10 protein-coding genes are annotated in these 12,477 nt (G+C 63.7%); 3 read left to right on the forward strand and 7 right to left on the reverse strand.

Translation table 11 applies throughout. The features are described 5' to 3' along the window. Nucleotides 1-38: 38 nt before the first annotated feature. From der to ndk, 7 genes are all read right to left on the reverse strand, one after another. A complete protein-coding gene (der, locus tag HF690_RS14700; protein ID WP_168609988.1) occupies nt 39-1,436 on the reverse strand; it encodes a ribosome biogenesis GTPase Der in 1,398 nt (465 codons plus the stop codon). Between the two features lie 73 nt (nt 1,437-1,509). Further along, complete coding sequence (gene bamB, locus HF690_RS14705) at nt 1,510-2,712, reverse strand: outer membrane protein assembly factor BamB (protein ID WP_113064900.1); 1,203 nt, start codon at nt 2,710-2,712, stop codon at nt 1,510-1,512. Next, entirely contained in the window at nt 2,709-3,365 is a 657-nt protein-coding gene (locus tag HF690_RS14710) for a YfgM family protein (RefSeq protein ID WP_113064899.1), read from the reverse strand. The genes bamB and HF690_RS14710 overlap by 4 nt, the downstream gene beginning before the upstream one ends. A gap of 220 nt (nt 3,366-3,585) precedes the next feature. After that, nucleotides 3,586-4,620 carry a helix-turn-helix domain-containing protein gene (locus HF690_RS14715; RefSeq protein WP_240151799.1) on the reverse strand — a complete coding sequence of 345 codons (1,035 nt, stop codon included), beginning with the start codon at nt 4,618-4,620 and terminating at the stop codon, nt 3,586-3,588. Next, nucleotides 4,617-5,384 carry a type IV pilus biogenesis/stability protein PilW gene (gene pilW / locus HF690_RS14720; protein WP_168609989.1) on the reverse strand — a complete coding sequence of 256 codons (768 nt, stop codon included), beginning with the start codon at nt 5,382-5,384 and terminating at the stop codon, nt 4,617-4,619. The genes HF690_RS14715 and pilW overlap by 4 nt, the downstream gene beginning before the upstream one ends. After that, on the reverse strand, nt 5,374-6,489 hold the full coding sequence (rlmN, locus tag HF690_RS14725; protein ID WP_240601781.1) for a dual-specificity RNA methyltransferase RlmN: 1,116 nt from the start codon (nt 6,487-6,489) through the stop codon (nt 5,374-5,376). The genes pilW and rlmN overlap by 11 nt, the downstream gene beginning before the upstream one ends. A gap of 19 nt (nt 6,490-6,508) precedes the next feature. Next, a complete protein-coding gene (ndk, locus tag HF690_RS14730) occupies nt 6,509-6,934 on the reverse strand; it encodes a nucleoside-diphosphate kinase (protein ID WP_113064895.1) in 426 nt (141 codons plus the stop codon). 269 nt (nt 6,935-7,203) lie between these two features. Between ndk and HF690_RS14735 the strand changes: the two genes are divergently transcribed. From HF690_RS14735 to HF690_RS14745, 3 genes are all read left to right on the forward strand, one after another. Further along, nucleotides 7,204-7,818: a TetR/AcrR family transcriptional regulator gene (locus HF690_RS14735; protein ID WP_113064894.1), complete on the forward strand. Its 615-nt coding sequence runs from the start codon at nt 7,204-7,206 to the stop codon at nt 7,816-7,818. A gap of 70 nt (nt 7,819-7,888) precedes the next feature. Continuing rightward, complete coding sequence (locus tag HF690_RS14740; protein ID WP_168609990.1) at nt 7,889-10,261, forward strand: 3-hydroxyacyl-CoA dehydrogenase/enoyl-CoA hydratase family protein; 2,373 nt, start codon at nt 7,889-7,891, stop codon at nt 10,259-10,261. A gap of 54 nt (nt 10,262-10,315) precedes the next feature. After that, nucleotides 10,316-11,521: an acetyl-CoA C-acyltransferase gene (locus tag HF690_RS14745; RefSeq protein WP_113064892.1), complete on the forward strand. Its 1,206-nt coding sequence runs from the start codon at nt 10,316-10,318 to the stop codon at nt 11,519-11,521. The last annotated feature ends 956 nt before the right edge of the window (nt 11,522-12,477 follow it).

Consider the following 12,477-nt stretch of genomic DNA (forward strand, 5'->3'; position numbering starts at 1 on the left):
GCCGGTCGTCTTGCCGGCGCATGTAGAACGCATGTGACTCAGTGCTTGCGGCGCTTGGCGTTGCGAATCATGCGCTGCCGCTTGCGCTTCTGCGATTCGGTGAGCTCGTTGCGACGGCCTGCGTACGGGTTCTCGCTGTCGCGGAACTCGATCCGGATCGGCGTACCCTCCAAGCGGTAGCGCTTGCGGAAGGTATTTTCCAGATAGCGACGGTACGCCGGCGCAATATGCTTGGTTCGCGTCCCATGAATGACCACGGTCGGCGGGTTGTGACCGCCGGGATGCGCATAGCGCAATTTCGGCGCATGGCCGCGCACCAGCGGGGGCTGATAACCCTCGTAGGCTTTCTCCAGCGTGCGCGTGAGCTGCGAGGAAGTCATCGTGTAGTTGGCCGAAGCATGCGCGCGGTTGACGGCACGCATCAACTCGCGCAGACCCGAGCCGTGCAGTGCGGAGATGAACACACGCTTGGCCCAGCCGACGAACTCGAGCCGGCGATCCAGCGCACGCTGACACTGTTCGCGGTCGTAGGCTTCCATGTCGTCCCACTTGTTGACCGCAATCACCAGCGCCCTGCCCTCGTCGAGCACGTGGCCGATTAGGGTCAGATCCTGGTCGGCCAGATTCTCGCGCGCGTCGACCATGACCACGCAGACCTGTGCCGCAGCAATGGCCTGAAGCGTCTTGATGACGCTGAATTTCTCGACCGCTTCCTCGATGCGTGCTCGCCGGCGCACGCCGGCCGTGTCGATCAGGGTGTACTTGCGACCATCCCGCTCCAACGCGACGCGGATCGAATCGCGCGTGGTGCCGGCCACATCGGAGACGATGACGCGTTCCTCGCCCAGCAGGCGATTGACCAGAGTCGACTTGCCGGCATTGGGGCGGCCGAGAATGGCCACGCGAATGCTGTCGTCACTCTCCTCTTCGTCCGGCTCGACGTACTCGGGGAGCAACGGCTGCAACGCCTTCAGCAACACGTCGGTGCCGCGGCTGTGCGCGGCGGCGAGCGGCAGCATGTCGGCGAACCCGAGCGCGGCGAAATCCGCCATCGCGACGGATTCGTCCAGGCCATCGGTCTTGTTCACGGCCAGCAGCATCGGCTTGCCGGTGCGACGAAGCTCGTCGAGGATGGCATGGTCCTGGGCAACCAGGCCGTCGCGTCCGTCGACCAGGAACACCACGGCGTCGGCTTCTTCGATGGCCAGGCGAACCTGACGAGCCGTCAATCCATCCAGGCCGTCCTCATCACCGGAAAGACCACCGGTATCGACCAGCACGAACGGCGCATCGCCGAGCCGGCAGACGCCGTAGTGGCGATCCCGGGTCACACCCGGAAGATCGGCCACCAGCGCTTCGCGGCTGCGCGTCAGGACATTGAAAAGAGTCGACTTGCCGACATTCGGGCGTCCGACCAGGGCGACGACGGGGAGCATGTGCGGTGAATCCATCGGTAGCAGTCCGGCGTCGTCGCGCGCATCGCCGCCAAGGGCGATGCGCGATGCGACATCAAGGGGTGGACGATCCCAGACGATAGGCGCCGATGTGACCTTCGACGTCCTCAATATAAACCATGTTGCCGACGACCAGCGGCTGTGCGCGGATCGCCTTGTGCGACAGGCGCTCACGTGCGGCGATCTTGCCGTTGCTGAGATCCAGCCAGTGCACGTAGCCCTTCAAGTCGCCGACCACGACGTACTTGTCCAGCTGCACCGCAGGCGCGCTGAGCCAGCGCCATTCCAGGGCGTCCTGCTTCCACAGGTCGCTGCCGGTGCTCTTGTCGAAGGCCCATACGTCGGATGCATCGTCGACACCGACGATGGCCTGTCCGCCGATGTCCATCGACGTGTAGGTCGAGAACTTGCGATGCCACCCCGGACGACCGGTCGGACCGTCGATGGAGGTCAGCTCACCGTGATAGGCCGAGGCATACAGGGTGCTGCCGTCCAGCAGCACGCCGACGTCGGCATCATCCAGGCGCTGGATGTCGGTGCGGCCTTCGCCGGTCGCCAACGGCAGATCCCACAGCTTCTCGCCGTCGTCCAGGCGGATGGCGACCAGCTTGCCGTCATCGGTGCCGAAGAATACGACGCCACGCGCCACCAGCAGCGGACCGTTGCCGCGCAGACTCAACGCCGGGACGGTGTCCTGGTCGTACAGCCATACCTGCTTGCCGGTCTCGGTGTTCAGACCGAAGACGTTGCCGTCATTGGTACGAACCACAGTGATGTTCTTCAGCACCACCGGCGCGGAAATGACTTCGGACGACACCTTCGCCACCCAACGCTGTTCGCCGGTCTTGGCATCGAACGCATAGACATGGCCATCGAGCGTGCCGGTGACGACCAGCCCCTCGCCGACGCCGGGACCACCGGCATACAAGGCGTCCTTGCGGATCTTCTTGCCGCCGAAGCCGAGCCAGCCGTGCGTGCGCGTCTTCTTGCGCCACAGCGTCTTGCCGGTCTTCGCGTCCAGCGCCTCGATGACACCGTCCGTGCTGGCGGCGAACAGCACGCCGTTGTCGTATGCAGGACGCATGCGAACACCGGAATCCTGCGCACCATCGCCCACACTTTCCTCCCAGACGCGCTGCACTGAGACCGTCGGCGTAATGTCCGTGAGTTCAGTCGGCGGCTGGATGTTGCTCTTCTTCGAGTGACATGCGCCGAGCGCGAGCGTGGTGATGATTGCGATCAGGAAAATACGTTTCATGCGCCCTGCTTCCCGGCCGTGGCCAGATTGTCGAGTTTCATGCGCACGCTCTGGGTCTGCGGCGCATCCTTTCCGTAGGCGTCGAGTGCGGCCTGATAGGCCTGACGCGCTTCGGACATGCGTCCAAGCTTGACCAGCACATCGCCGCGCAGTTCCCCGCGCAACGCATCGTATTCGTCTTTCGGCATCGCATCGAGCGTGGCCAGCGCATCGTCGGCCTTGCCCTGCGCCAGTTCCACGCGAGCCAGGCGCAGCGACATCAGCGACTTCAGCGCGCCATGTTCACCGTCGGCATGTGCCTGCGCCCACTCCAGCGAAGTACGGGCTTTGGCAAGCTTGCCTTCCTTCGTGTCGTTGGCGGCGCGCGCGGAGGCCGCGAACACGGCGTACGGCGAATCGGCGTGCTTGTCCAGCATGACGCCGACCAGGGCATCCGCCTCGCTGTTCTGACCAGCGGCATAGGCGCTCTGGATGGCGCCGAACTGCGCGGCGGCGGCGGCGCGATTCTGTTCCTGATGACTACGCCACTGCTTGTATCCGAAGATCAGCACCAATCCGAGCGCGATGCCCACGGCGATGGAAATGCCGTTCTGGCGCAACCATTCCTGAAGACGTTCGCCCTGTTCGTAATCGTCGTATGCGTCGAAAGCCATGCGTCACCTGTTGAAGCCGAGAGCGGCCGCGAAGCCAGAGATTCTGGCGGGCGGCCGCAAGCGGGCGGATCGAGTTGGGTCGGCCGCGTAAGCGGCGAAACCCGGAAAGGATAACCGATGCTCGCGGCGTGCGATACCGCCGGGAGCCGCCGCTCGACACGCCCTTGGCGCACACATGCTCGTCGCTGACTCCCGCCGCCCGAAGACGGCAGGACGATGATCAGCCGCTTGCGGGTCGGACTGCACCGCCATCGGCGACATTGAAGTGCGCCACATTGGCACGCTGGAATTTGCCCAGGGACAGCGGCTTTCCGTCGACGGCCACGTTCGCACCATCGGCATTGCCGATCCGCACTTCAAGCGGGTGGGTGCTTCGATAGGATTTATCTGTCCCCGCAGGAAGCAGTCCGTATTCAAGGCGTTTGCCGTTCGTGTCGGTGATTTCCACCCAACTGTCGTGACGGAGTTTCAATGTGAGATGCGTGGCGGCAGAAGTTTGCGGCGGAGCAGCCGCAGACGTTGTCACCCTGGCCTTCTTGGAGGCCTCCATCGCACTGAACGGCGCGATCGATGCCATCAGCGGCTTCTCGGAGGGCGGCGTCGGCGGCACAAGGCCCGATACGTTCCCACCGGGCGCCGGAGCTTTTTCGTGGCCCCCTGAAGCGGCCACGGCGGTACTGGCAAGCGCGGTGGACTGTGCGTTGACGGGTGCGGCATCCAACGGAGCCAACTGGGCAATGTCGCGTTTGAGCACACCGTTGAGTCCCAGCCAGATCAGCGGCGCAACGATCACTGCCGTCAACACCACATAGGTCGCGGCGCTGGAATAGCGATCGATCGTGCGCTGCCAGCCAGAGAGCGGACTGGTCGTGATCAGTTCCGGCTGACGCGGACGCAGGCGCTCGAGTTGGTCCTCGATTTCCTGACTGCCCATGCCGACGTAGGCGGCATACTTGCTCAGGTAGCTACGCAGATACACCGAGTAATCGATGCCTGCGTAGTTGTCCTGCTCGAGCTTTTCCAGCAGGCGCGCGGGCAAGTGCAAGGCTTGCGCGCAATCTTGCAGGGACAGCCCCTGCTCCTCGCGCACGGCGCGCAGATGACAGCCGAACGACGGTTCCGCCTCCGCGCTGCTCATCCATTGCTCTGCTTCGTCGTTGAATCCCGGAGACGCCCCCTGGTCATCATCCGGCTTGCTGAAGTCGTGCTCTCCCCGTTCCTGATCCGTGAAATTCGTGGACGCTGGTTGATTCATCGTGATCTATTGGATTTGATGGACTGCACCTGATCCGAATCCGGGAATTTGGCTTGCAGTCGCTTGGCATAACCCTGGGCCCCCTCCTCGTCACCCAGTCGTTTTTCGATCTTGTACCCCAGCAGCAAAGCTGCCGGATCCGAGCGCCCGAGGGCGTCGAAGCGCTGAATGAAGGCCCGGGCGCTGAACGCCTTGCCTTCGTGCAGCAACACCGCGGCCATCTGATACAGCGCATCGGCGTTGCGCGGATTGATCGCCAGCGCTCGGCGATAATCCTTTTCGGCTGCCGCGTAGTTGTTCCGTTTCAGCTCGCAGCGGCCGGCATTGCTCCAGGCGATGTCCTTGGTTTTGTAGAACGGGTCCTTGGCTGCCTTGGCAAAATATGGCAACGCCTGGTCGATCTTCCCGATTCTGCATAAAAAAACGCCGAGGTTGTTGTTCGTATCCCCGTTTTTGGGATCCAGTTCCTCGGCGCGGCGATAATGTTGTTCGGCGTTGTCGATTTCACCTATGCGGGCATAGATCGTCGCAATGACGGTATGTGCCGGCGCATAGTGGTCGTCGAACTGCAGGGCCTTCTGCAATTTCTCGAGCGCTGTCTTCAACTGACCGCGTTCGAGATACTGCTGCCCGAGTTCGGTGTGAATCCGCGCAGCGTCCTTGTCGTTGACCTTGCGTGTGGACAGCCCGTTGCCATTGGACGTGGCGCAACCGGCCAACACCAGGGCCAGCACCAGGGAGACCAGCCAACGATCAAGCCGCATGGATCGCATCCTTTTCGAGTTGTTTGCGGAATTCGGCCGACCGGCGCGTGCGGTCGAGCACCTGCCCCTTCAGCTGACCGCAGGCGGCATCGATGTCGTCACCGCGGGTACGCCGCACGGTGGCAATGATGCCGCCCTCGTTGAGAATGCGGCGGAAGGTCTCGATATCGCCCGCATCCGAGCGCTCGTAGCGCGTGCCGGGGAACGGGTTGAACGGAATCAGGTTGACCTTGCTCGGCAGGCGGCGCATCAGCTTGACCAGCTGGCGCGCATGCTCGGGATGGTCGTTGATGCCCTTCATCAGGGTGTATTCGAAAGTGATCGACGCGCGCGGTCGCGAACTGACGTAGCGCTTGCAGGCAGCCAGCAACTCGTCGATCGGATATTTCTTGTTGAGCGGCACCAGCGTGGTGCGCAGCTCGTCGGTGGGGGCATGCAACGAGACCGCCAGCGACACGTCGGCGACCTCGGACAGCTTGTCGATCTGCGGCACCAGGCCGGAGGTCGACAGCGTCACGCGCTTGCTGGCCAGGCCGAAGCCCAGATCGTCGCGCATCAAATTCATCGCCGCGACGACGTTGTCGAAGTTCATCAGCGGCTCACCCATGCCCATCATCACCACGTTGGTGATGCGGCGGCGCTGGTGCGGGACGTTGCCGAGGTATTTCGCCGCGACCCAGACCTGGCCGATGATCTCGGCGGTCGACAGGTTGCGGTTGAAGCCCTGGGTCGCCGTCGAGCAGAACGTGCAGTTGAGGCCGCAGCCCACCTGCGAGGACACGCACAGCGTGCCGCGCGTCGGCTCGGGGATGTACACGGTCTCGATGGCGTTGCCGCCATTCATGCCCAGCAGCCACTTGTGCGTGCCGTCGGTCGAACCCTTCTCGAACATGGTGTCCGGCGGGCCGACATAGCAGACCTCGGAAAGCTTGCCGCGCAAGTTCTTTCCGAGGTCCGTCATGCGCTCGAAGTCGTTCTCCAGACGGTGATAGATCCACTTCATGACCTGATCGGCGCGATACGGCTTCTCGCCCAGCTGCGTGAAGAAATCACGCAGCCCCTGGCGATCGAAGTCGAGCAGATTGGTCTTTTCCGTCGGGTTCACGAGCTTCGTTCCTGGTCGATTAGCGCGGGCACAGTTCCGTGGTCGCGAAGAAGTACGCGATCTCGGTGCTGGCGGTTTCCGGCGCGTCCGAACCGTGCACGGCATTGGCGTCGATCGAATCGGCGAAGTCGGCGCGGATGGTACCGGCGTCGGCTTCCTTCGGGTTCGTGGCGCCCATCAGCTCACGATTCTTGGCAATGGCGCCCTCGCCTTCCAGCACCTGGATCATCACCGGGCCGGAGATCATGAACTCGACCAGCGCGCCGAAGAACGGGCGCTCGCGGTGCACGGCGTAGAAACCTTCGGCTTCGCTGCGGGACAGATGCTTCATTTTCGCGGCGACGACCTTCAGGCCAGCCTTCTCGAAACGCGCGTAGATTTCGCCGATGACGTTCTTGGCGACGGCATCGGGCTTGATGATGGAAAGAGTGCGCTCCAGCGCCATGCGGATGTGCTCCGGTTTTAGGTTGAAAGATGAACGAAAACGGGCCGGCTTCCCCAAGCCAGTCACCGTATCACCAAATCTGTGAAAAATTCGGGATTTGGTGCCGTAAAGCTTGACAGATTCTAGACCGAGCGCAAGTCCGCGGCACGACGATCCACGCCGTTTCGGGGCGAATTCGCGACGAATCCGAACGTTTGACCTCCCTGTGACGGAAGCCTATGCTTCAAACGATCGTTTGATACGAGATCGTCCAGCGGAGTACGAGCGTCGTGGCCAGTTCCCAGTTCTCCACCAAGCAGCGCATTCTCGAAGCTGCCGAAACCCTCTTCGCGCGGCACGGATTCGCTGGCGCCTCACTGCGTCAGGTGACCTCGGCGGCCAATGTGAACCTGGCCGCGGTCAACTACCACTTCGGTTCCAAAGATAAGCTCATCGAGGAAGTGTTCCGGCGCCGTCTCGACGAACTGAACAAGCGGCGTTTGCTGGCGCTGGACCAACTCGGCGAAGCGCCCACGCTCGAAGACGCCCTGGCCGCCTTCATCCGTCCGGCGCTGGAGCTGGCGCGCGAGGGCGACGGCGGCGGCGCCTTCGTCCGCGTGCTGGCCCGTGCCTACGCCGAGCACAACGATCAGCTGCGCAAATTCCTGTCGGAGAACTACGGCCATGTGCTGAAGCAGTTCGCGAAGATCTTCGCCACGCTGCTTCCGCACCTGCCGCGCGAGGAACTGTACTGGCGCATCGACATCGTCGCCGGCGCGCTGACCTACGCCATGGCCGACTTCGGCATCATCCAGCGCCGCGAAGGCGTGACCGAACAACAACACCGCGAGCAGGCCGCCGAGCATCTGATCCGCTTCGCCGCAGCCGGCCTGCGCGCCGAATGAATTTCCCATCCCGACCGCCCGTGGCTCCGCGCTGCGGGCGGCGCTTTCCGCTTACGCAATGGAGACAGGCATGACCACCCAACCGCTACGCATCCGCAAGGCCGCGGTGCTGGGCGCCGGCGTCATGGGCGCGCAGATCGCCGCTCATCTGACCAACGCCGGTGTCGAGACCGTGCTGTTCGACCTGCCGGCGAAGGAAGGTCCGAAGAACGGCATAGCCGTGAAGGCCATCAAGCATCTGGCCAAGCTCAAGCCGGCACCGCTGGGCGAGAAGTCCCTGGCCGCCTCGATCATTCCGGCCGACTACGACGAACACCTCGCGCAGCTCAAGGACTGCGACCTGGTGATCGAGGCCATCGCCGAGCGCATGGACTGGAAGCTGGACCTGTACAAGAAGGTCGCCACGCACCTGCCCGAGCGCGCGGTGATCGCCTCCAACACCTCGGGCCTGTCGATCAACACGCTGGCCGAGGCGCTGCCGGAGAACCTGCGCCACCGTTTCTGCGGCGTGCATTTCTTCAATCCGCCGCGCTACATGCATCTGGTCGAGCTGATTCCGAACAAGGCCACCGACGCCAACGTCCTGAACGGCCTGGAAGGCTTCCTGACCACTGCGCTGGGCAAGGGCGTGGTCATCGCCCGCGACACCCCTAACTTCATCGGCAACCGCATCGGCGTGTTCTCGATGCTGTCGACGATGGTGCACACCCAGGCCTTCGGTCTCGGCTTCGACGTGGTCGATGCGCTGACCGGCCCGGCCATCGGCCGTCCCAAGAGCGCCACCTATCGCACCGCCGACGTGGTCGGCCTAGACACCATGGCGCACGTCATCCAGACCATGGCCGGCACCCTGCCTGACGATCCCTGGCACAAGTACTTCAAGGCGCCCGAGTGGCTGGCCGCGCTGATCGAGAAAGGCGCGCTGGGCCAGAAGAACGGCGCCGGCTTCTACCGCAAGAACGGCAAGACCATCGAGGTGCTGGACCTCGGCAAGCAGGACTACGCACCGTCCGAGCAGAAGGCTTCCGACGAGGTCGCAGCCATCCTCGCGATCAAGGACCCGGCCGAGAAGTTCGGCAAGCTGCGTGCATCGGCCGACCCGCAGGCACAGTTCCTGTGGGCCTGCTTCCGCGACCTCTTCCACTACACCGCCTACCACCTGGCCGACATCGCCGAGACCGCGCGCGACGTCGACTTCGCCATCCGCTGGGGTTACGGCTGGAAGCTGGGTCCGTTCGAGACCTGGCAGGCCGCCGGCTGGCAGCAGGTGGCGCAGTGGATCGACGAGGACATCAAGGCCGGCAAGGCCATGAGCGATGCGCCCCTGCCCGCCTGGGTCACGGATGGCCGCCGCGGCGTGCATCACGCCGCCGGCTCGTTCTCGCCGGCCAAGGGCGAGGACCTGCCGCGCTCGACGCATCCGGTCTACGCGCGTCAGATCTTCCCCGACCCGATCCTCGGCGAGAAGGCGCCCGAAGGCGAGACCGTGTGGGAGAACGACGGCGTGCGCCTGTGGACGCTGGGCGACGACCGCATCGGCATCCTGTCCTTCAAGACCAAGATGAACACGGTCAACGACCACGTGCTCGACGGCATCCAGCAGGCCGTGCGCGTGGCCGAGGAACAGCTTGACGCCATGGTCATCTGGCAGACCCGCGAGCCGTTCTCGGCCGGTGCCGACCTCAAGGGCGCGCTCGGCCTGCTGCAAGAAGGCAAGCTGGCCGCGTTCGAGGCCATGGTCGCCAACTTCCAGGCCACCAGCATGGCCATCAAGTACGCGCAGATTCCGGTGGTCGCGGCCGTGCGCGGCCTGTGCCTGGGCGGCGGCTGCGAATTCCAGATGCACTCGGCGCGCACCGTTGCGGCGATGGAGTCCTACATCGGTCTGGTCGAGGCCGGCGTCGGCCTGCTGCCCGCGGGCGGCGGTCTGAAGGAAATCGCCACGCGCTGCTCGGCCTCGCCGGTCGGCGACGCCTTCGACAACGTCAAGCGTTACTTCGAGACCGTGGCGATGGCCAAGGTCGCCGGCTCCGCGCTGGAGGCCAAGTCCTTCGGCCTGCTGCGAGAGTCCGACGTGGTGGTCTTCAACAGTCACGAGTTGCTGTACGTCGCCAAGCAGCAGGCGCGCGCCCTGGCCGAGTCCGGCTACCGCCCGCCCCTGCCCGCACGTCACGTCAAGGTCGCCGGCGAAGTCGGCACCGCCACCTTCAAGGCGCAACTGGTCAACATGCTGGAGGGCTACTTCATCTCGCCGCACGACATGGAGATCGCCAGCCGCATCGCCGACACCCTGTGCGGCGGCCAGATCGAGCGCGGCAGCGAAGTCGACGAGGACTGGCTGCTGGCCCTGGAGCGCAAGCACTTCGTCGCCCTGGCGCAGATGGAGAAGACCCAGGCGCGCATCGCCCACACCATGAAGACCGGCAAGCCGTTGAGGAACTGAGGAAGCGGATGAACCAACCCGTTCCGTCTTTCCCTCATTTCCAGGAGAACTTCCATGTCTAAACAGATCCAGGACGCCTACATCGTCGCCACCACCCGCACGCCGGTCGGCAAGGCGCCGCGCGGCGTGTTCCGCAACACCCGTCCCGACGACATGCTGGCGCACGTCATCCGCGCCGTGATGGAGCAGTGCCCGGGCATCGATCCGGCGCGCATCAGCGACGCCATCATCGGCTGCGCCATGCCCGAGGCCGAGCAAGGCATGAATGTGGCGCGCATCGGCGCGCTGCTGGCCGGCCTGCCCGATACCGTGCCGGGCATGACCATCAACCGCTTCTGCTCCTCCGGCGTGCAGGCCGTGGCGCTGGCCGCCGACCGCATCCGCCTGGGCGAGGCCGACCTGATGATCGCCGGCGGCACCGAATCGATGTCGATGGTGCCGATGATGGGCCACAAGGTGCAGATGAACCCGGCCATCTTCAACGACGACAATGTCGCCATCGCCTACGGCATGGGCATCACCGCCGAGAAGGTCGCCGAGCAGTGGAAGGTGACCCGCGAGGAACAGGACGCCTTCGCCGTGGAGAGCCACCGCCGCGCCCTCGCCGCCATCGAAGCCGGCGAGTTCAAGGACGAGATCACCCCGTACACGCTGGACGACCGCTACCCGGACGTCGCCAACGGCAGCGTGCGCGAGGACCAGCGCATCATCGACACCGACGAAGGCCCGCGCGCCGGCACCACGCCGGAAGTGCTGGCCAAGCTGCGCACCGTGTTCCGCAACGGCCAGTTCGGCGGCAGCGTGACCGCCGGCAACTCCTCGCAGATGTCCGACGGCGCCGGCGCCGTGATCCTGGCCAGCGAACAGGCGGTCAAGGACTACGGCCTGACCCCGCTGGCGCGCTTTGTCAGCTTCGACGTGGCCGGCGTGCCGCCCGAAGTCATGGGCATCGGCCCCAAGGAAGCCATCCCCAAGGCCCTGAAGATGGCCGGCCTGACCCAGGACCAGATGGACTGGATCGAACTCAACGAAGCCTTCGCCGCGCAGTCGCTGGCGGTGATGAAGGACCTCGACCTCGACCCCGCCAAGGTCAACCCGCTGGGCGGCGCCATCGCTCTCGGCCACCCGCTGGGCGCCACCGGCGCCATCCGCGTCGCCACCCTGGTCCACGGCCTGCGCCGCCGCAAGCAGAAGTACGGCATGGTCACCATGTGCATCGGCACCGGCATGGGCGCGGCGGGGATCTTCGAGGCGCTGTAAGCCACACCGCGGCATCACCATGGAAAACGGCAGCGCCATCGCGCTGCCGTTTTTTTAATGGACCCAACGTGGCCGTTAACGATGTGCGCAACGTGTCATTCATGGCACACCACGCTCTATCCCGCTCGTGTGGAATCTTGTCAGTTCAACGAAATGGTCCCTGTTACACCCTCTGATGCAAAGGTGTAACTCTTACACCTGCCATTTCGCCGCATAACATCCCGCGCATCGAGCCCGGCACAAGTAGTCCGTTCCTAGAAAAGTCTCTGAATCTGCGTAGGGCTTCCCTGATTGCCGGGCATCGCGATGGTGGGCATACTCGATGCAACACCCCGTTTAGGGGGTCGAATTTAAGTTAGGGGATTGATGGGCCGATGAAATTTCTCTTCGCACTTCTTGCGATGGCGTCTATCAATTCGGCCCATGCGGCCTGTCTGCACTATGGTCCACCTGAGGTCACCCTAGTCGGACGTGTCATTCGCGGACCACTACAGACAGCTCCATGGTTTCACGCTAAGCATCACGTCGATAGCGACTACATTTGGTCAATCAACACTTCAAGTTCGTTTTGTCTTCCCAGCAGCTCCAAGTTCGGCAACCTCTCCGTAAAAGAAGCTCGCGCCGCACATCTGTGGCCAAGCCTGACAGCTAGCATAGAAAGCATCGGGCAGCTCAAGGACAAAACCGTCAGGGTCACTGGGTATTTCCTGCCCACGCAAATGCCGCACTATCATTCGTACTCAATATTCGTGGTCTCTTCCATACATGTCACAGGCGACGACCCCTAACAACTCATTCAAGCCGACCGCCCACTGGCTACGCCAGCGGTCGGCGTCTTAACTCCAGCGTTAGCCATGACTAAGAAGCCATCAGTCAACCCGGCAGTTATTGAGTCATGGGGACAACTATGCCTTCGTCACTCAAGTTTACGTCGCTGGCTCCGCACGGTTTTTTAC

The sequence above is a fragment of the Oleiagrimonas citrea genome, from assembly GCF_012395255.1.
Lineage (GTDB): Bacteria > Pseudomonadota > Gammaproteobacteria > Xanthomonadales > Rhodanobacteraceae > Oleiagrimonas > Oleiagrimonas citrea.

What these genes read in the sequence shown, in the direction of transcription:
- bamB (WP_113064900.1), bottom strand. Translation starts at nt 2,712, where the DNA reads ATGAAACGTATTTTCCTGATCGCAATCATCACCACGCTCGCGCTCGGC.
- der (WP_168609988.1), bottom strand. Translation starts at nt 1,436, where the DNA reads ATGCTCCCCGTCGTCGCCCTGGTCGGACGCCCGAATGTCGGCAAGTCG.
- HF690_RS14715 (WP_240151799.1), bottom strand. Translation starts at nt 4,620, where the DNA reads ATGAATCAACCAGCGTCCACGAATTTCACGGATCAGGAACGGGGAGAG.
- pilW (WP_168609989.1), bottom strand. Translation starts at nt 5,384, where the DNA reads ATGCGGCTTGATCGTTGGCTGGTCTCCCTGGTGCTGGCCCTGGTGTTG.
- ndk (WP_113064895.1), bottom strand. Translation starts at nt 6,934, where the DNA reads ATGGCGCTGGAGCGCACTCTTTCCATCATCAAGCCCGATGCCGTCGCC.
- HF690_RS14745 (WP_113064892.1), top strand. Translation starts at nt 10,316, where the DNA reads ATGTCTAAACAGATCCAGGACGCCTACATCGTCGCCACCACCCGCACG.
- HF690_RS14710 (WP_113064899.1), bottom strand. Translation starts at nt 3,365, where the DNA reads ATGGCTTTCGACGCATACGACGATTACGAACAGGGCGAACGTCTTCAG.
- HF690_RS14740 (WP_168609990.1), top strand. Translation starts at nt 7,889, where the DNA reads ATGACCACCCAACCGCTACGCATCCGCAAGGCCGCGGTGCTGGGCGCC.